This window comes from Amycolatopsis orientalis DSM 40040 = KCTC 9412 (genome assembly GCF_000478275.1).
Taxonomy (GTDB): domain Bacteria; phylum Actinomycetota; class Actinomycetes; order Mycobacteriales; family Pseudonocardiaceae; genus Amycolatopsis; species Amycolatopsis orientalis.
This window is the reverse complement of record NZ_ASJB01000029.1, coordinates 33,852-51,608: the sequence shown is the minus strand read 5'-3', so window position 1 is coordinate 51,608 and position 17,757 is coordinate 33,852. Positions and strand designations below refer to the sequence as shown.

Here is a 17,757-nt window from a genome sequence, read left to right as displayed (position 1 = left end):
TAACATTAAGGAAAGGCCCAGATCGGTCGAGAACCCCCGGTTCTCCCGATCTGGGCCTTTTCCCATATCCACACCCCATCCACACCCCATGCATTTAGTCGACTAAATGCATGGGGGTGTGGGGCTGGCGATGCATTTAGTGGACTAAATGCGAGGGGTGGTGGGGCGGCGGAGGTGGTAGATGTCCATGATCCAGCCCTTGCGGGACCGGGCCTCGGTGCGGACGGAGCGGATCCGGGACGCGAGGGCGGAGTCCAAAGGACCGGAGAGCAGGAGCTCGTCCGCGGTTCCCAGGTACGCGCCCCAGTAGATCTCCAGTCCCTCGTCGACGAACCGCGAGAACGTGCACTGGGCGTCCAGCATCACGAAGACGTCGTCGACGTCCGCGGGCCAGCCAGCCTCGAGACGACGGCCGGTCGTGATCAGCACCGGCCGTCCGATCTGGTTCATCGTGGTCCGGTGCCGGGACGTCAGCGCGGCCACACTGCTGACCCCCGGGATGACCTCGTACTCGAACTCGACGTTCCCCCGCGCGAGCACGGCGTCCAGCAGGGTCAGGGTTGAGTCGTAGAGCGCCGGGTCTCCCCAGACGAGGAACGCGCCCCGTTCGCCGGGACCGAGGGAGCGGATCATCTCCTCGTAGACGTCGGTGCGGAGCCGGTGCCAGTCGGCGACGGCCTTCCGGTAGTCGTCCGGAGTACGGTCGCGTTCGGGGTCCTGTGCCCGTACGACGCGGTAACCGGGCCGCTCGACGAACAGGTCCAGGATCTCCTGGCGCAGCCCCACCAGGTCCTGCTTCTCTGAACCCTTGTCGAGCACGAAGAAGACATCGGTCTCGTTCAGTGCGCGGACGGCCTGGACGGTCAGGTGTTCCGGGTCGCCGGCGCCGATGCCGATGGCGGAGATCTTCCTCATCGTCGCAGTGTGCCCGCCCCCGTCAGGCACACCCCTACCCCCATGGGGTATAAATAGGGTGATCGCTTCGTCTGTCCTGTAGAGGAGTTCGTACCGATGGCCGAAACCACCTACACCGTCAAGGGCATGTCCTGCGGGCACTGCGCCGCCTCGGTCACCGAGGAGGTCAGCGGGATCGACGGCGTCAGCGCCGTGAACGTGGACGTGGCGGGCGGCAAGGTCACCGTCACCAGCGAGGCCCCGCTCGACGTCCAGGTCGTCGACGCGGCCGTCACCGAGGCCGGTTACCAGCTCGTCTCGTGAGCACCCCCGTCAAGGTGTCGGCGTTCGCCGCGGCTCTGGTCGCGGTGTTCGTCGTCGCCTGGGCGATCGGCTCCGCCGTGGGACCGCTGGACGAGGCGCCGGCTCCACCCGCGCCGACCGGCGAGCACGGCGGGCACCATCCGGGAGGCACGCCGTGACGACCCGGCGCGTCGAACTGGCCATCGGCGGGATGACCTGTGCGTCCTGCGCCGCCCGGGTCGAACGCAAACTGAACAAGGTCGACGGCGTCTCCGCGACGGTCAATTACGCCACCGAGAAGGCGCAGGTCGATTTCCCGGCCGTGGTCTCGGTGGACGACCTCGTCGGCGTCGTCGAGTCCGCGGGTTATACGGCCGAGCCGCCCCGGCCGGACGACGACGCGGACCAGGCCGACGGGTTGCGTACCCGGCTGGCGGTCTCCGCGGCGCTCGCTGTTCCGGTGATCGTGCTGGCGATGGTCCCGGCCTGGCAGTTCACCTACTGGCAGTGGGTCTCACTCGCCCTGGCTGCCCCCGTCGTCACCTGGGGCGCGTGGCCGTTCCACCGGCCGGCCTGGACGAACTTCCGGCACGGCGCCGCCACCATGGACACCCTGATCTCCCTCGGCGTCGCGGCCGCCACGCTCTGGTCGCTGTACGCGCTGCTGTTCGGCACCGCGGGGACGCCCGGGATGCGGCACGGCTTCGACCTGACCATGGAACGCGGATCCGGTGCGGGCAACCTCTACCTCGAGGTCGCCGCCGGGGTCACGACGTTCCTCCTGGCCGGCCGCTACTTCGAGGCCCGGTCCAAGCGCCGCTCCGGCGCCGCCCTGCGTGCGTTGCTCGAACTCGGCGCGAAGGACGTCGCCGTCCTGAGGAACGGTGCCGAAAGCCGCGTCCCGATCGGCGAACTGGAGGTCGGGGACGAGTTCGTCGTGCGGCCGGGAGAGAAGATCGCGACCGACGGTCTCGTCACCGACGGCGGGTCGGCGGTCGACCTCAGCATGCTGACGGGGGAAGCCGTCCCGGTCGAGGTGACCATCGGCGACGCCGTCGTCGGCGGGACGGTCAACGCCGGAGGCAGGCTCGTCGTCCAGGCCACCCGCATCGGGGCCGACACCCAGCTCGCGCAGATGGCGCGACTGGTCGAAGACGCGCAGAACGGCAAAGCGCGGGTCCAGCGGCTCGCCGATCGCGTCTCGGCCGTCTTCGTCCCGGTGGTGATCGCGCTCGCGGTCGGCACCCTCGGCTTCTGGCTCGGCGCGGGCGGCGGGGCGGACGCCGCCTTCACCGCCGCCGTCGCGGTCCTGATCATCGCCTGCCCGTGCGCGCTGGGCCTGGCCACGCCGACCGCGTTGCTGGTCGGCACCGGCCGCGGCGCGCAGCTGGGCATCCTGATCAAGGGTCCCGAAGTGCTCGAATCCACGCGGAAGGTCGACACCGTCGTCCTGGACAAGACCGGCACGGTGACCGCCGGGAAGATGAGCCTCACCGGCGTCCACGGTGCCGAGGAGACCGAGGTCCTCCGGCTCGCCGCGGCCGTCGAGCACGCTTCCGAGCATCCGATCGCCCGCGCGATCGCTTCCGCCGCCGAAGAGCGGCTCGGGGAGCTGCCCCCGGTCAAGGGGTTCCGCGCCGTCGAGGGCCTGGGTGTCGTCGGCGAGGTCGAGGGGAAGACCGTTCTGGCCGGGCGCACCGCGCTGCTCGAACAGCACGACATCGCCGTCGGCGAGGAGTTTTCCCAGCTCAAAGCGGCCGCCGAGGAACGCGGCGCGACCGCCGTCGTCGTCGCCTGGGACGGTGAGGCGCGGGGCGTGGTCGTCGTCGCCGACACGGTCAAGCCGACGTCGGCCGAGGCCGTCGCCGGACTGCGGGCGCTCGGGCTCCGGCCGGTCCTGCTCACCGGCGACAACACCGGCTCCGCGAAGGCCGTCGCGGCCGAGGTGGGCATCGACGAGGTCATCGCCGAAGTCCTGCCCGCCGACAAGGTCGACGTCGTCAAACGCCTGCAGGCCGAAGGCCGGGTGGTCGCCATGATCGGTGACGGTGTCAACGACGCGGCCGCGCTCGCGCAGGCCGACCTCGGCCTGTCCATGGGTACCGGGACGGACGCCGCCATCGAGGCGGGTGACCTGACGCTCGTACGAGGCGACCTGCGTGCCGCCGTGGACGCCATCCGGCTCTCGCGCCGGACGCTCGCCACGATCAAGGGCAACCTGTTCTGGGCGTTCGCCTACAACGTCGCCGCGCTGCCGCTGGCCGCGCTCGGCCTGCTCAACCCCATGATCGCCGGGGCGGCGATGGCGTTCTCCTCGGTCTTCGTGGTCACCAACAGCCTGCGGCTGCGAAGGTTCGCCGCCGCCGGGTGATCAGGAGCGGACCAGCCTGGCGATGGCGTCCGAGGCTTCCCGGACCTTGAGGTCGGCCTCTTCCCCGCCCGCGGCGGCGGCCTGCACCACACAGGTGGCGAGGTGCTCGTCCAGCAGTTCGAGAGAGAACGACTGCAGTGCCTTGGTGGCCGCGGACACCTGGGTCAGGATGTCGATGCAGTACTTGTCCTCTTCGACCATCCGCTGCAAGCCGCGGATCTGCCCCTCGATCCGGCGCAGGCGCTTGAGATAGGCCTCTCGCTCGCTGCCGTAGCCCGTCATTCCGCACCCGTTCTCTCGTCGATCCCCAACCTGCGGCCAGTATACCCTCCCCACGTATCCACCCCGGGCGGGCGAAATTCGTGGCTGCCAGGATGTCGAGGACGATCCGGCGGCTCCGACTCCTGCGTGAGTGGCCGGGCACCGGCCGGACGACCAGGAGGAACACCGATGAAGTACATGATCATGATCACGATGAACCCCACCGCGTGGGACGCCCTTCCCGCGGAGGAGCGCGACGAGGTGGTCGCCAGGATCGACCCTTTCATGAAGAAGCTGTCCGAGAGTGGCGAACTGCTCGGGACACAGGCGCTGGCGGAGCCGAAGGAGAGCACTGTGGTCCGGGTGCGTGACGGCGTCCCGGTGGTCACCGACGGCCCGTACGCGGAGTCGAAGGAGTACCTCGCGGGCTTCTACCTGGTCGAATGCGACAGCAAGGAACGCGCGATCGAGATCGCCGGCCAGATCCCGGACGCGCATGTCAACGCGATGGAGATCCGCCCGGTGGTCTTTTCCTCGGGAGACAACGCCTAGGTGGTCGTGGCCGCTTCGGCGCCGGCGCGGGGCTCTGACCTGCTCCGGCGCTGAACGGGCACTTCCGGTTTCGGATCCACGGTGACCGCCAGGACCGTCCCGGCTTCCGCGAGCAGTTCGCGGGCCCCGATCAGCTGTTTCAGCACGTCATCGCGCAGACTGAGGGCCTCGTCGGCTTTCTCCCGCGCTTCGGCGACCAGGCGTTCGCCCTTCTCGGCGGCGTCCTCGAGCAGTTTTCGCGCCCGCGCCTGCGCGGCTTCGTCCCGGGCGGCGAGCGCGCGCATGGCCTCGGCCCGGCGCAGCGTCATGGCCAGTTCGAAGTCTTCGGTGATCCGCTTCCGCTCCGCCTCGGCCGCGGCGGCCTCCTCGGTGGCGCGCGCGATGATGTCGTCGGCCTCTTCGCGGGTGAGTTCGAGCATCCGGCGCGAACGCTCCTGCAGCGCGTCCGGCGCGATCGGCACCCGGCTGATCCGGTCGACGCTCGCCTTCAGTTCGCGATTTTCCTCTTGCGCGGCGGTGAGTCTGGCGGCGAGGGCTTCTCCGCGACGGATCGCTTCGTCGCGTTCGGCGGCCACTCGTCGTAGTTCGGTTTCCACCTCTCGAACGAATTCCCGGACCTGGGCGCGATTGAAACCACGCCACGCCAGATCGAAGCCGGGCATCTCCATTGGTCACCTCCACAGTGGGCGATCCGTCACCGGTGTGCGTTTCCCTTGGTGCACAGGGCTCTTGCCACACGGGGTTGCTGCGTCCAGTGTGCCTGAAGGCGCAAGGACACGCGTCACGGGTGGGTGATCTTGCGCCGAACGGTCCGGCGCAAGCTGCGAGAAGGGTGATCCCCGAAGTGGTGGGAGAATGGACGACCATCGATTTCCCACAGGAGGTGGCCGCGTGACGAGCAGCCGAATTCGGGTCCCTGGCTGGAATACGGCGACGGCGGCCGAAGGATATCGGCAGGTCAGAGAGAACATCGCGATCTTGCTCACCGATCACGCGGGCGCGGGCGACCGGATCGTCCCCGCTTGTCCACAGTGGACCGTGCGGGAACTGCTCGCACATCTGACGGAGATCTGCGACCGGGTGATCACCCGGTTCGGCGGTGAACCGCGCCCGAATCCGGAGCAGGCGCCGGTCGCCGCGCTGCTGCGTCTCTGGAGCGAACGCGGGCCCGAGGCCGACACCCTCCTCGCCGCGGACGGCGACGGCAAGAGCCGCGGCGACATCATGGTGATGGACGCCTTCACCCACGAACTCGATCTCCGGTACGCGCTCGGCGCCCCGTTGCCCGAGGCCCACCCGGCCTGGCTCCGCGGTTTCGAGGTGCTCATCAGTGGCCTCGGCGCCTCGCTGACCAGGCACGGGCTGCCCGGTATGCGGATCGAGACCGAGGGGGCGAGCTGGATCGCCGGCACCGAACCGGTCGCCGCGGTGCTCTCGGGACCGCCCGCGGACCTGTACCGGTCGCTCGCCGGGCGCCGGAGCCCGGCCCAGATCGCCGCTCTCGACTGGCTGGGCGATCCCGAGCCGTGGCTCCAGGCCTTCACCTGGGGGCCGTTCGTCCCGCCGGACGAGGCGACCGAGGGCTGAGCGCCGCTCAGCCGGTCGGGGACATCGACGACAGTGCCGCGGCCAGTGCGAGCACCACGGCCACGATCAGCACCTCGGCCCCGACGCTGACCCGCAGCCGCCGCAGGTCGGCGGTCACGACGCCGGTGCCGCCGCGGCCGGGGATCCCGCGGCGCACCGCGGCGCGGCTCACGTTCGCCACCAGCAGCAACGCGGCGAACCCGGTCAGCTTCAGCAGGAAGACGATGCCGTAAGCCGACGTCCAGAGCGCCTCCACCGACGGCACGAGCCGGAAACCCAGGTAGGCGCCGCTGACCACCATGATCACGATCGACGTGGTCGCGATCGGGTGGAAACGTGCCAAGGCGGGCTCGGCCTCCTCCGCCGGATACCGGCCGCGCAGCAGCACGGCCAGCTGGATCAGGCCGCCGACCCAGACCGCCATCGCGCCGAAGTGCGCGAGGTCGGCGCTGACCGAGAGGAACATGATCTTGTCGGCCACCGCGTGCCCGGTCGCGGAGAAGCTCAGCATCACGAGGAACCCGGCCGCGATGCCGAGGTTCTCGTACCGTGACCGCAGCCGCTCCGAGAGGTCGCCCGCCAGCAGCCGTCGTACGAGCACGGCGAGCGCGACGATCGCGGCCAGCCGCAGGAGCAGCAGTTTCCCGTAGGCCACCCGCAGGGTCGCCTCGATCAGGGCCGGGTCGAAGACCGCGTCGACACCGCGGCCCGCGACGTACGGGCCTTGCAGCAGGAACCCGGCCACGGCCGTGACCGCCGAGAGCCAGACGCCCGCGGTGATCAGCTTCCGCGCCGCCGGGTCGGTCCGGCCGCCCGGACGGCAGACCAGCACGAACACCAGCCCGCCGAGCAGCGCGACCCCGCCGAACGAGCCCCAGCGGAAGGTGGTGAACAGCGCGTCGGTCACCGGATCGGTGCCGGTCGACGCGGACACCGCGCCCGCCGACGTGATCAGTGGGCCGGTGCCGACGACGAACGCGATCGTGCCGCGCACCGGATGCGAATCGGTCGAGACGAAGGCGTACTCGACGAGGTAGCTGCCGTCGGGGAGATCGGATTCCAGCTTGACGGCGACCTGCTCGGCGACGTCACCCGGCTGGAACACCGGTCCGGTGGCGACGTTCGTGCCCTGGGTGTCGACGACCTTGATCGAGTTCGGCTGGATGCCGATGTTCTCCGACAGGGTGACGGAGACCTGCGCGGGCGCCGAAATGAGCCGGGCGCCGTCGGCGGGGTCCGAGGAGAGGAGTTCGACGTGGGCCGAGGCCGGGGCCGCGGCGAGTACCGCGACCCCGAACCACGCCGCCACGAGGGCGAGGAGCGCGAAGAGTCTCCTGGTCACGACGCCGCTGTCGCCAGCTCACGCCGGCTTTCGGGCGAACACGTGCAGCCGGTCAGCTCCCGTTCGGCGGCGGAGGCCTTCCGGTGCACGATCATCGCGATGATCATCGGGATGGTGACGATCGTGTTGTAGAACAGGTGCAGTTCCACCCGGGGGATGAACAGCTGGATGATGCTGCTCGGCGCGGTGCCGCCGCCGAGCCGCCAGCCGGTCTGCGCCTGGATCAGCAGGAGCAGATGTTCGATGTGGTGCCAGAACTGCAGGCCGAGCGCCAGGTTCCACCACTGCCGCGAACGGCCGGCGAACCCCTTCCGCAGGGCGAACAGGGCGATCAGCATGACGATGGCGTAGCCGTAGTGCAGCCATTCGGAGCTGATCAGCTTCGGGAACGGGATGCCGAGTACGCCGCGGGCGTCCGGGGTCTTCCAGCCCAGGACGTAGATCTGGAACGCCTGCACCAGATGTTCCGCCCAGTGGGCCACCACGACCACCGCGAAGACGGCGAGCGCCGCGCGGTGGTATTTCCCGTTGAGCGAGGCGAGCAGGCCGGGACGTGTTGAATCGAGTGCGGCCATGAAGGGGCTCCTTGGGGGAAAGACCGACCGGTGACGGATACCGACGATAACCGGCGTATCGGCGGTTTCCGTTACTCTGAATTGCGGAACTACCTGCGGATCAGGTCGTTCAGCGCACGACGATGCCGGGTGCCGCCTTCGGTGCGGCCGGGATCTGGAACAGCTCGGTGAACAGCTCCAGGTACTCCGTGGCCCCTTCGAGCCGGACCTTGCCGGTCCGCAGCGCTTCGGCCGGGGACAGCTGGCCGCTCAGCAGGTCCGTGATGAACGGGCCCAGCGGTTCGATCATCGCGTCGGCACCGGGATGCGCGCCGTCCGCGACCTTGAGCGCGCCGTCCTCGATGATCGCGTGCAGGACCATCCCGCCCGGGTAATGCAGTTCGTAGGTGGCGTGGATGCCCTTGGCCTTCTCGCTCTGGAAGGTCGTGTACAGCGAGAGGATCGCCGCGTCCAGGGTGAAGACGTCCTCGGGGGCGGGCCGCCCCAGCGACCGCGCGCCCCAAAGGCCCAGGTCCAGCACGATCTGGTCGAGTTCGCCGCCGTACTCGGTGAGTTCGTAGACCACCGCGGCGTCGAGCTGGGGGAGCAGGCGGCGGCGGAGCACGCCGGACTGCTCGAGTTCGTTGAGCCGGGCGGACAGCGTGCTCGCCGGGATCTTGGGCAGGCCCGCCTGCAGCTCGGTGAACCGCTTCGGGCCGAGGACGAGGTCACGGACGATCAGCAGTGACCAGCGTTCGCCGATGATCTCCAGCGCGCGGGCCAGACCGCAGAACTGCCCATAGGTACGACTGCTCATCCGCCGATCCTCACTTTCGTTCCGTGCCGGGAGTGTGCTCCGCCGTTCACGCCGGTTCACCCTCGGAAAGCAGGCCGTGATGCAGGACCTGCAGTTCGTCGCAGGGTTCCACGCCTAGTTCATTGTTGAGCCTCGCGCGTACCTGGCGATAGGTCGCGAGGGCGTCGGATCGTCGTCCGCTGCGGCCGAGTACGCGGATCAGCTGGCCGTGCAGGGCCTCGTCCAGCGGGTTCGCGCTGACCAGTGAGCGCAGTTCGCCGATCAGCTCGTGCCGCATCCCGGCCGCGATATCCGCCTCGATGCGCAGGTGCAGGGTGCTGCGCCGCTGTTCGACCAGGTCGACGGCGTACGCCGACAGCACCGGTCCACAGTGGACGTTCGCCAGCGGCGGCCCGGACCACAGGTCCAGCGCCGACCGGAAGGCCTTCGCCGCTTCGATGTGCTCGTCCCGCAGCTGGAGTTCCCGGCCCTTCTTCTGCAGCGCCTGGAACTCGAAGACGTCCACCTGCTCCGGGGCGATCCGGAACACGTACCCCGGCGGTTTCGTCGCCAGCATGGCCTCGCCGTAGGGGGCGAGGTCGTTCTCGTCGATGCACCGGCGTAGCTGGTAGATGTAGGTGTGCATGGTGGTGCGGACGCTGCGCGGCGGGTCGTTGGCCCACAGTTCCTGCACGATCGTGTCGATGTGCACGATCTTCCCCGGGCTCATCACCAGCATGCCGAGCACCTGCAGCAGCTTCGGCGTCGTCGGCGCGTAGTCGATCCCGTCCCGCACCAGTTCGAGCGCGCCGAGGAGGGTGAAGCGGACGGGGCTTGCGGACAGGTCCGGATTCGGGTTAGGTGCCGAGCCGTGGTGCGTGTCCGATACTCGTGATCCGGCGTACATCGCAAGCGCCCTCCAGCTCGATACGCGTCGTGTCCGTTTTCCAGCACGTCGACAGTGACAGAGCGGCGGGGCGCCGGGCCAGTGAGCCGTCCACCAGGTCCCGCGTGCGTGCGTCCCGGGAAAACATGGGTTTTTCACATCCGAGCCGTGAAGAGCGCACTGGTCGGTGCCCGTCCCCGCCCAGCAGGATTCGGGGGACCGAACCGACCATGGGGGTTCTCATGCGCGAGGCATCGTCGACGTCCGGCTCGATCAGCGGTGGCCTGGGGTTCAAGCGGCACCTGCGTGCGGAGATCAGCGAAGGGAACGGCGCCTACCTGTTCTCGGAACAGGGTGTCATCGCGATGCGCGGCGCGCAGGTCGCCTCGGTGGCGGCGCTGCTCGACGGCACCCGTGACCTCGACGCTGTCCTCTCCGCCTGCCCGGAGGGGATGAGCACCGAACAGGTCACCGGCGTACTGGCCAGGCTGGTCGAGGCGGGTCTGGTCACCGTCCATGTCCCGGACGAGCTCAGCGGGGACGAGCGCGCGCTCGCGTACTGGGACGCGTGCGGTCTCGACGCGTCCGCGGTGGCCTCCCGCCAGAAGCCCGCGACCGCGAGCCTGACCGCGATCGGCCGCGGTGTCGACACCTCGCAGGTGGAGAACGCGCTCGGCGCGAGCGGGATCGAGGTGGTCGCGACGGCGTCGGAACTGGCGATCGTGCTGTGCGACGACTACCTCGACCCGATGCTGGCCGAGATCGACGCGGAGCACCGGCGCACCGGGAGGCCGTGGCTGCTGGCCAGGCCCTCGGGTTCGCAGGTGTGGATCGGCCCGATCCTGCAGCCCGGCCGGTCCGGCTGCTGGCACTGCCTGACCAACCGGCTGTGGGGGCACCGGCACGCGGAGGCCTGTGTGCAGGAGGTCCTCGGGCACGACGGCCCGGCTTCGTTCCCGATGCCCGCCGTGCCGCCGCTGACCGCGGCCGCGTCGCAGCTGATCTCGCTCGAAGCGTCGAAATGGCTGGCGGGTCACCGGTATCCGGGTCAGCAGGCGGTGTGGATCCTGGACACCCTCGACCTGCAGGGGCGGCTGCACGAACTGCGGCGGCGCCCGCAGTGCCCGGAATGCGGTGACGAGGGGATCGTCGCGGCGCGGACGGCCGAGCCGGTCGTGCTGCGGGAGGCCAAGAAGGCGACGTCGGGCGGTGGCGGGCACCGGACGCTCACCCCGGTCGAGGTGCTCGACCGCTACGGCCATCTGGTCAGCCCGGTCACCGGCATCATCAAGGAGATCGCCCGTGACCCGAGGGCGCCGGCGTTCGTGAACGCCTACCGTTCCGGGCTCAACGTCGCCCGCCGCGTCCGCGGGGAGGCCGGGTTGCAGGCCGGGCTGCGCGGCGACAACGGCGGCAAGGGCGCGAGCCCGCTCGACGCGGAGGTCGGCGCGCTGTGTGAGGCGCTCGAACGGTTCTCGGCGAACTACCAGGGCGACGAACTGCGCATCCACGACTCCTTCCGCGCGCTCGGCGACGACGCCGTCCACCCGAACTCGTGCATGCTCTTCGACGAGCGCCAGTACGCGGGCCGTGACGAGTGGAACGCCAGGCACGCGATCTTCCAGCATGTCCCGGAACGGTTCGACGACGCCGCCGCCGTCGACTGGACGCCGTTGTGGTCGCTGTCGCAGCAGCGCCGGAAACTGATGCCGACGGCGTACCTCTACTACGGCGTGCCGCCGGAATGCGGGATCGGCGGGATGCGCGCCGACTCCAACGGCTGCGCGGCGGGCAGCAGCCTCGAGGACGCGATCCTGCAGGGACTGCTCGAACTCGTCGAACGCGACGCCGTCGCGATGTGGTGGTACAACCGGCTTCCCGTGCCCGGCGTCGACATCGCCTCGTTCGACGACCCGTGGGCCGAGGAGATGGCCGGCCAGTACGCGCGGGCGGGCCGCGAGCTGTGGGTCCTCGATCTGACCGCGGATCTCGGTGTCCCGGTGATGGTCGCGCTGTCCAGGAGTATCGCCGGGCCGCGCGAGAACGTCATGATGGGCTTCGGCGCCCACCTGGATCCCAGGACGGCGCTGCGGAGGGCGGTCAGCGAGCTCAACCAGATGATCCCGGCGGTGCTCGAGAACGACGTCGAGCTCGACGATCCCGACGCGGCGCGGTGGCTCCGGCACGCTACGGTCGCGAACCAGCCGTATCTGCTGCCGGCGCCTGGACGTTCGGCGAAACGGGCCGCGGACTTCAAGTTCGTCCGGCGGTCCGACGTGCGGGACGACGTGGAATCGTTGGTGCGCAAGCTTTCCGTGCTCGGAATGGAGACGCTGGTGCTCGATCAGACCAGGCCCGACATCGACCTCCCGGTGGTCCGGGTCGTCGTTCCGGGGTTGCGGCCCTTCTGGAGCCGCTTCGCACCGGGACGGCTGTTCGACGTCCCGGTGCGGCTGGGCAGGCTCGACGAGGCGACCCCGTACGAAAGATTGAATCCCTTCCCCATGTTCTTGTAGACCCGGCTGGAGCAGCAGTTGAGGACAGATCCCCCCGGCGGTGTTGCCGAGACGATCCCCTTGTGGTCGCTCACCGACGACAGCCTTGTCGAGATCGGTGAGGACGGCTCACTGGTGGTCGTCACGCGCTGGGGGGAGTTCGATTTCGACCACGCCGAGCCACTGGTCCGGGAATCGTTGCGGCGGATGGCCTTGGGGCCGATCTCGCTGGCGAACGTGACGTCGTCGTGGGAGCCGGTCGAGCGGGAGCCCGACCTCGAAGGCGAGCTGAGCTGGACGGCCGAGGGCGCCGACGCGCTGCGGCAGGCGCTCAAGGAACTCGGCGGCTCCGTCGTGCATTCGCTCGGGCTCGCCGACGGGAGGGGTCCGCTGCTGTCGGTGATCCCGGTGGCGCTGGCACCGGTGTTCGGCACGGAGGAGGTCCCGCCCGCGCGCCCGATCCGGTTGTCCCGCTTCTGTTCCCTGCGTTCCGACGCCTACGGGATGGGGCTGGAGTCGCCGTCCGCGCGCTACCGCGTCGTGCTCTACCAGCCGTGGGCGGTGCACGTCGCGGCGACGCTGGCGACGGCGAAGTCGGTGGGGGAGATCGTGTCCACGACCGGGATCGAGGCCGGGGTGGTCGCCGCGATCGCCTCCTATCTGGTGGCCGCGGGTGTCGTCCAGCTCGCCGGGGAGCACGGCCGGTTCGCCGAGGACGAAGATCCCGAACTGAGCCTGTGGTCCCCGGACGAACTGCTGTTCCACACCACGAGCCGGACCTGGCGGCCCGGTGGCCCGGCCGATCTGCCGGGGCTCGGGAACCCTCCGGTGGTCAAGGCCGCACCCGGTGCGGGGCCGGTCCATCTGCTCTACCGGCCGGATCTGGCCGCCCGCGCGGTGACCGATCCGACGCTGACCACGTTGCTGGAGAACGATCACACCTGCCCCGAGTTCACCGAGAGTGTGCTTTCGGCCGAGCAGATCGGTGAGTTCCTGTTCCGCGGCGCGAGGATTCGGTCGATCGGGCCCGCGCACTTCCCGCACGGGCAAGCTTCCGAAGGACCGGTGCACAGCGCCTCGCAACGGCCGTACTTCAGCGTCGCGTGCCTGTACGAACTCGAGTTGTACGTCTCGGTGAACCGCTGCTCGGGGCTCGATCGCGGGATCTACCACTACGACCCGCTCGACCACCGGCTCAGCCTGGTCAACGACGACGAGGCCGATCTCGCCGCGATGCTCGACATGGCGATGATCGGCGGTGGCAACCACCGGCGGCCCTCGGCGCTGATCACGGTGACCGCCCGGATGCCGCGGATGGCGTCGGTGCTCGGCGGTGGCGCGTACGCCACGACCCTGTCGCATGTCGGCGCTCTGCAGCAGACGCTCTATCTCGTGGCCCGCGCCATGGGGCTGGCCGCGCACGCGGTCCCGGTCGACGCCGGCGACCGCGTCGACCGCGCCCTCAAACTCGACTGGCCCGCCGAAGTGGGCGTCGGTGAGTGCGTTCTCGACTTCCCCTCCTGACCGTCACGTTCTGACCTACACGGTGAGGTCCGCCAGGCCCGGGTTCTCCTTCCGTGCCGCCGATTCGACCGTTCGCCGATCGGGCAGAACCGGATAACCCCAGGTGAGGCCGATCTCGATCGCGTGTCGAGTGCTCTGAAACAGCCGGCGCGTTTGCTGGCGAGCAGAGGAAAAGCGACAGCGAATCCGAGGTTGGTCTTGATGCAGCTACGAACAGTCGCCACGGCGGCGAACGAGAAAGGCGCCATCGAACCCGGTCGGCTTCCCGAGCCGGCGTCTCCCCTGCAACCCGCGGTGCTGCAGGCCATCTCGTCGATGCACGCGAGGTACTTCGACCCGATCACCCTGGGCGTGCTGGCATCGGAAGTCTTCGTCAGCCCGTTCCACTTCTCGCGGATCTTCACCAAGGCGACCGGGGTGACCCCCGGCAGGTATCTCACCGCGATCCGGCTCTTCGAAGCCAAACGACTGCTGCTGACGACATCGCTGACGGTGTCGGACATCGTGTGCAGCGTCGGCTACAGCAGCGTCGGCACGTTCACCAGCCGCTTCACCCGTGCGGTCGGGATGACCCCGACCCAGTACCGCGATCCCGAGGTCGGCGAGCTGCTGGTGGCGCTGGCCCCGCATTTCCAGCGGCTGCCGTCGCTGGAGTCACTGCACAACGCCGGAATGGGCTGCGCGTCGCTGCACGCGGGCACCGGGACGATCAGCGTGCGGGTCGAGACCCCGCGCGGGGCCGGTCCGGCGAGTGTCCTCATCGGACTGTTCGCCGAGTCGATCCCGCAGTGCGGCCCGGTCGCGTTCGGCGGCAGGGCGAACGTCCTTTCGGCGGACATCGAGATCCAGAACGTCCCGGAGGGCCGGTGGACCGTGATCGCGGTCGCCGAGCACGCCGCCGGGACCGCGGCGTCGTCGTTCTCGGTGGGCACCCTGCCCGGCCGCGTCGACATCACCCGCCACGGCCGCGTCCACCTGCGGATGCCGATGCGCACCCCGCAGCCGACCGACGCGCCGATGGCGATCACCCTCGCCGGTGGCCCGACCTCCACCGGAAACCGGATGACCATGCCCGCCCCCGACTATCTCCGCGCGGTGGCCTGAGCCGGGCCTATTCCCCGGTTCTCCCGGTTACGCAAACCGGGAGAACCCCGGGCGCAACCGTGGAGTAGCTGGGGCATCGGCACCCATGTGAGCCTTTAACCAGTCCGCAGAATTCGAATCCACCCGTTAGGGGGAGAGTGCGTTGGGCAATGGTTGGCGCACGTTACGACGTCGCATGATCACACCGGACGTCTCCGAGACGTCGCTGGACAAGCGGGGTTTCCACAAGAAGAGCCCAGCCGCTCAAGAATTGCTGGAGACGGTCGGAGAGAAATTCCTCCTCGGTTACGCGCACGCGGTGGAAGCGCGTAGCACCGAACAGGCCGAGGAATGGCTGGAGCGCATTCCGGTCAAATACCGAGGCTTCGCCTACGAGGGCGCGGGAATGGGCTACGGAATGCTCGACGGCCTGCCGGGCGGCGGTCGCGGGCATATCGCGGACTTCCTCGACGGCCCGGCCGTGAAGCACGACTACATCATTTACGTCGGCGTCGGCTGGGCGATGGCGCGGCTGCCGCGCTTCCGCTGGCCGTCCGCCGAGGAGTTCGACCCGCTGCTGCGCTGGCTGGTGCTCGACGGGTACGGCTTCCACCAGGCCTACTTCAAGACCGCCAAGTACATCGACGGTCAGTTCCAGGACAAGGACTTCAACTGGCCCGCGGGCAACAACGGTTACTCGCTGCGCGCGATCGACCAGGGCATCGGCCGGGCGCTGTGGTTCATCTGCGGCACCGACGTCGATCTCGTCGCCGACACGGTCGCGAGATTCCCGGAGCACCGGCACGGAGACCTCTATGCCGGGATCGGGCTCGCCTCGACCTACGCGTGCGGTGTCACCTCCGACGAACTGCTGAAGCTGGCCGAATTCGCCGGCGAGCACCGGGGGAACCTGGCCCAGGGCAGTGCTTTCGCCGCCGAGGCCAGAATCCGCGCCGGACTGCTGATCCCCGAGACCGAGGTCGCCACCCAGGCGATCTGCGGGCTGTCGGCCGAGCGCGCCGCGGCCATCACCCAGGAAGTCCGCCCCGCCGTGGTGGTCGACGGCGAACTCCCGCATTTCGAAACCTGGCGACAGCGCATCGCCACCGAGGTACTCACTTCTGGAGGTGCAGGTAAATGACCGCGACCTTGGGCTGGCTCCGCAAGCAGCTTGCGGGCATCGTGGCGCTGTTGCTGATGGCGGGGCTGTTCGTGGTGGCACAGCTGCCCACGGTCTCGACAGCCGAGGCGGACACCATGGCCTCGAAGTACGCGTTCGAGCCGTTGACGATCGCCCTGCCGGAGGCGGCGAAGAGCCAGTCGATCCGGACGGTGAACAAGGAGTACGAGCACATCCGCGCCTGGATCTCCTCGGTCGGCGCCGCCATCGCGGTCAACGACCTCGACGGCGACAAGCTCGCCAACGATCTGTGCTTCGTGGATCCGCGCAGCGACCAGGTGGTCGTCACCCCGACGCCGGGCAAGGGCGGTGACCGGTACAAGCCGTTCGCGCTCGACGCGGCGCCGTTGCCGATGGGCAAGTACATCGCGCCCATGGGCTGTGTCCCTGGTGACTTCAACGAGGACGGCCGGGTCGACCTGCTGGCCTACTACTGGGGCCGCACGCCGGTCGTGTTCCTCGCCAAGCCTTCCGCGACCACCCTGGAACCGAAGTCCTACGTGCCGGTGGAACTGGTGCCGGGCAACAACGCCAAGAACGGCGAGTACTCCGGTCCACTGTGGAACACCAACGCCGCGACCGTCGGTGACTTCGACGGCGACGGCCACCAGGACATCTTCATCGGCAACTACTTCCCCGACAGCGCGGTGCTCGATGACCGCGTCGAGGGCGGGGTCGAGATGAACAAGTCGATGTCGCACGCCGACAACGCCGGTGGCAAGTACATCTTCCGGTTCACCGGCGCCACCACGCAGGGCGGCAAGCCTTCGGTCACCTTCGAATGCGACGACCAGGCCATCCCGGCCGACGCCCGCGGCGGCTGGTCGCTGGCCGCCAGCGCCACCGACGTCGACGGGGACAACCTGCCGGAGCTCTACATCGGCAACGACTTCGGGCACGACCGCCTGCTGTACAACAAGTCCCGCCCCGGCCACGTCGAATTCGCCGAGGTGAAGGGCGTTCGCGGGCCCAACGAACCGAAGTCGAAGGTGCTCGGCAACGACTCCTTCAAGGGAATGGGCGTCGACTTCGCCGACCTCGACCACGACGGTCTCTACGACCTGTACGTCAGCAACATCACGACCTCCTGGGGTATCGAGGAAAGCCACTTCCAGTTCATGAACACCGCCAAGGACACCGCGGATCTGCGCGGCCGTCTGCAGGGTGGCGAGGCGCCGTGGGTCGACCGCAGCGCACAGGCGGGCACCGCGTGGTCCGGCTGGGGCTGGGACGTCAAGATCGCCGACTACAACAACAGTGGTGAATCGGTGATCACCCAGGCCACCGGCTTCGTCAAGGGTGACGTCAACCGCTGGCCGCAGCTGCAGGAGCTGGCGACGTCGAACGACGAACTGCTGAAGCACCCGTACTTCTGGCCGAACATGGTCGCCGGTGACGACGTCGGTGGCGACCACACCCTGCACTTCTGGGCCAAGGGCCCCGACGGCCGCTACACCGACCTGGCCCCGCGCCTCGGTCTGGCCGTCCCGGTGCCCACCCGCGGTATCGCCACCGGCGACGCCGACGGTGACGGCAAGCTCGACTTCGCCGTGGCCCGCCAGTGGGAGCAGCCGATCTTCTACCACAACGTCAGCCCCGATTCCGGTGCGTACCTGAACCTGAAGCTGGTGCACGACAAGGCTTCGGCCGACGGCCCGCTCAAGGCGGCAGGCACCGCGGCGATCGGCGCGCAGGTCACCGTCGTCACCCCCGACGGCAAGAAGTACATGGACCGCGTCGACGGCGGCAGCGGCCACTCCGGCAAGCGCAGCCACGAGATCCAGATCGGACTCGGCAAGGTCACCGGGCCGGTGAAGGTGTGCCTGCAGTGGCGCGACCTGACCGGACAGATCCGTACCCAGGATGTCCAGCTGACCCCGGGCAGCCACACGTTCCAGCTCGGCGCTCAGGCTAAGGAGAAGTGACCGT

General features: G+C 69.2%; 17 protein-coding genes. 10 read left to right on the top strand and 7 right to left on the bottom strand.

What is annotated here, in order from left to right:
- Positions 1-144 precede the first annotated feature (144 nt).
- Positions 145-915 carry a precorrin-6A synthase (deacetylating) gene (gene cobF, locus L324_RS08555; protein ID WP_037305530.1) on the bottom strand — a complete coding sequence of 257 codons (771 nt, stop codon included), beginning with the start codon at positions 913-915 and terminating at the stop codon, positions 145-147.
- A gap of 96 nt (positions 916-1,011) precedes the next feature.
- Here cobF and L324_RS08550 point away from each other — a divergent pair, with 96 nt between their 5' ends.
- Genes L324_RS08550 through L324_RS08545 form a run of 3 tightly spaced genes read left to right on the top strand, consistent with a single transcriptional unit; the run spans position 1,012 to position 3,568 of the window.
- Entirely contained in the window at positions 1,012-1,218 is a 207-nt protein-coding gene (locus L324_RS08550; protein ID WP_037305529.1) for a heavy-metal-associated domain-containing protein, read from the top strand.
- A complete protein-coding gene (locus L324_RS43060; RefSeq protein ID WP_162835857.1) occupies positions 1,215-1,376 on the top strand; it encodes a hypothetical protein in 162 nt (53 codons plus the stop codon). The genes L324_RS08550 and L324_RS43060 overlap by 4 nt, the downstream gene beginning before the upstream one ends.
- Positions 1,377-1,408: 32 nt before the next feature.
- Entirely contained in the window at positions 1,409-3,568 is a 2,160-nt protein-coding gene (locus tag L324_RS08545; RefSeq protein WP_051173765.1) for a heavy metal translocating P-type ATPase, read from the top strand.
- On the opposite strand, the gene L324_RS08540 is transcribed toward L324_RS08545, so the two are convergent.
- Positions 3,569-3,850, bottom strand: a complete 282-nt coding sequence (locus L324_RS08540) for a metal-sensitive transcriptional regulator (RefSeq protein WP_009081418.1) — start codon at positions 3,848-3,850, stop codon at positions 3,569-3,571. It abuts the gene before it with no gap.
- Positions 3,851-4,018: 168 nt separating this feature from the next.
- Between L324_RS08540 and L324_RS08535 the strand changes: the two genes are divergently transcribed.
- The gene (locus L324_RS08535; RefSeq protein ID WP_037305527.1) at positions 4,019-4,381 is read left to right on the top strand and encodes a YciI family protein; all 363 of its coding nucleotides are present in this window, start codon (positions 4,019-4,021) and stop codon (positions 4,379-4,381) included.
- Here the strand turns inward: L324_RS08535 and L324_RS08530 are convergent.
- Positions 4,378-5,049 (bottom strand): M protein, encoded by a 672-nt coding sequence (locus L324_RS08530; protein WP_037305526.1) that lies wholly within the window; start codon positions 5,047-5,049, stop codon positions 4,378-4,380. The genes L324_RS08535 and L324_RS08530 overlap by 4 nt on opposite strands.
- A gap of 310 nt (positions 5,050-5,359) precedes the next feature.
- On the opposite strand from L324_RS08530, the gene L324_RS08525 reads away from it, so the two are divergent.
- Positions 5,360-5,968, top strand: coding sequence for a maleylpyruvate isomerase family mycothiol-dependent enzyme (locus tag L324_RS08525; RefSeq protein WP_081736239.1), 609 nt, complete (start codon positions 5,360-5,362; stop codon positions 5,966-5,968).
- A gap of 7 nt (positions 5,969-5,975) precedes the next feature.
- Here the strand turns inward: L324_RS08525 and L324_RS08520 are convergent, their stop codons facing one another.
- The 4 genes from L324_RS08520 to L324_RS08505 all read right to left on the bottom strand — a co-directional run bounded on the left by L324_RS08520 (position 5,976) and on the right by L324_RS08505 (position 9,567).
- Positions 5,976-7,310 (bottom strand): copper resistance CopC/CopD family protein, encoded by a 1,335-nt coding sequence (locus tag L324_RS08520; protein ID WP_037305525.1) that lies wholly within the window; start codon positions 7,308-7,310, stop codon positions 5,976-5,978.
- Complete coding sequence (locus L324_RS08515; protein WP_037305524.1) at positions 7,307-7,885, bottom strand: hypothetical protein; 579 nt, start codon at positions 7,883-7,885, stop codon at positions 7,307-7,309. Before L324_RS08515 ends, L324_RS08520 begins: the two co-directional genes overlap by 4 nt.
- Positions 7,886-7,994: 109 nt before the next feature.
- Positions 7,995-8,681 (bottom strand): winged helix-turn-helix transcriptional regulator, encoded by a 687-nt coding sequence (locus L324_RS08510; protein ID WP_037305536.1) that lies wholly within the window; start codon positions 8,679-8,681, stop codon positions 7,995-7,997.
- A gap of 46 nt (positions 8,682-8,727) precedes the next feature.
- Positions 8,728-9,567, bottom strand: a complete 840-nt coding sequence (locus L324_RS08505; RefSeq protein ID WP_175583832.1) for an AfsR/SARP family transcriptional regulator — start codon at positions 9,565-9,567, stop codon at positions 8,728-8,730.
- A gap of 221 nt (positions 9,568-9,788) precedes the next feature.
- Here L324_RS08505 and L324_RS08500 point away from each other — a divergent pair, with 221 nt between their 5' ends.
- From L324_RS08500 to L324_RS08480, 5 genes are all read left to right on the top strand, one after another.
- Positions 9,789-12,062, top strand: coding sequence for a TOMM precursor leader peptide-binding protein (locus L324_RS08500; RefSeq protein WP_037305523.1), 2,274 nt, complete (start codon positions 9,789-9,791; stop codon positions 12,060-12,062).
- 18 nt (positions 12,063-12,080) lie between these two features.
- Positions 12,081-13,565, top strand: coding sequence for a SagB/ThcOx family dehydrogenase (locus tag L324_RS08495; RefSeq protein WP_037305522.1), 1,485 nt, complete (start codon positions 12,081-12,083; stop codon positions 13,563-13,565).
- A 201-nt stretch (positions 13,566-13,766) separates the two neighbouring features.
- Complete coding sequence (locus L324_RS08490) at positions 13,767-14,669, top strand: helix-turn-helix transcriptional regulator (RefSeq protein WP_037305521.1); 903 nt, start codon at positions 13,767-13,769, stop codon at positions 14,667-14,669.
- Between the two features lie 142 nt (positions 14,670-14,811).
- Positions 14,812-15,789 (top strand): DUF1702 family protein, encoded by a 978-nt coding sequence (locus L324_RS08485; protein WP_081736238.1) that lies wholly within the window; start codon positions 14,812-14,814, stop codon positions 15,787-15,789.
- Positions 15,786-17,753: a CRTAC1 family protein gene (locus tag L324_RS08480; RefSeq protein ID WP_037305519.1), complete on the top strand. Its 1,968-nt coding sequence runs from the start codon at positions 15,786-15,788 to the stop codon at positions 17,751-17,753. The genes L324_RS08485 and L324_RS08480 overlap by 4 nt, the downstream gene beginning before the upstream one ends.
- Positions 17,754-17,757 lie beyond the last annotated feature (4 nt).

Excerpts from the sequence above, each read along its gene's own strand:
- cobF (WP_037305530.1), bottom strand. The coding sequence starts at position 915 with ATGAGGAAGATCTCCGCCATCGGCATCGGCGCCGGCGACCCGGAACAC.
- L324_RS08550 (WP_037305529.1), top strand. The coding sequence starts at position 1,012 with ATGGCCGAAACCACCTACACCGTCAAGGGCATGTCCTGCGGGCACTGC.
- L324_RS08545 (WP_051173765.1), top strand. The coding sequence starts at position 1,409 with ATGACCTGTGCGTCCTGCGCCGCCCGGGTCGAACGCAAACTGAACAAG.
- L324_RS08540 (WP_009081418.1), bottom strand. The coding sequence starts at position 3,850 with ATGACGGGCTACGGCAGCGAGCGAGAGGCCTATCTCAAGCGCCTGCGC.
- L324_RS08535 (WP_037305527.1), top strand. The coding sequence starts at position 4,019 with ATGAAGTACATGATCATGATCACGATGAACCCCACCGCGTGGGACGCC.
- L324_RS08530 (WP_037305526.1), bottom strand. The coding sequence starts at position 5,049 with ATGGAGATGCCCGGCTTCGATCTGGCGTGGCGTGGTTTCAATCGCGCC.
- L324_RS08515 (WP_037305524.1), bottom strand. The coding sequence starts at position 7,885 with ATGGCCGCACTCGATTCAACACGTCCCGGCCTGCTCGCCTCGCTCAAC.
- L324_RS08510 (WP_037305536.1), bottom strand. The coding sequence starts at position 8,681 with ATGAGCAGTCGTACCTATGGGCAGTTCTGCGGTCTGGCCCGCGCGCTG.
- L324_RS08505 (WP_175583832.1), bottom strand. The coding sequence starts at position 9,567 with ATGTACGCCGGATCACGAGTATCGGACACGCACCACGGCTCGGCACCT.
- L324_RS08500 (WP_037305523.1), top strand. The coding sequence starts at position 9,789 with ATGCGCGAGGCATCGTCGACGTCCGGCTCGATCAGCGGTGGCCTGGGG.
- L324_RS08490 (WP_037305521.1), top strand. The coding sequence starts at position 13,767 with ATGCAGCTACGAACAGTCGCCACGGCGGCGAACGAGAAAGGCGCCATC.
- L324_RS08480 (WP_037305519.1), top strand. The coding sequence starts at position 15,786 with ATGACCGCGACCTTGGGCTGGCTCCGCAAGCAGCTTGCGGGCATCGTG.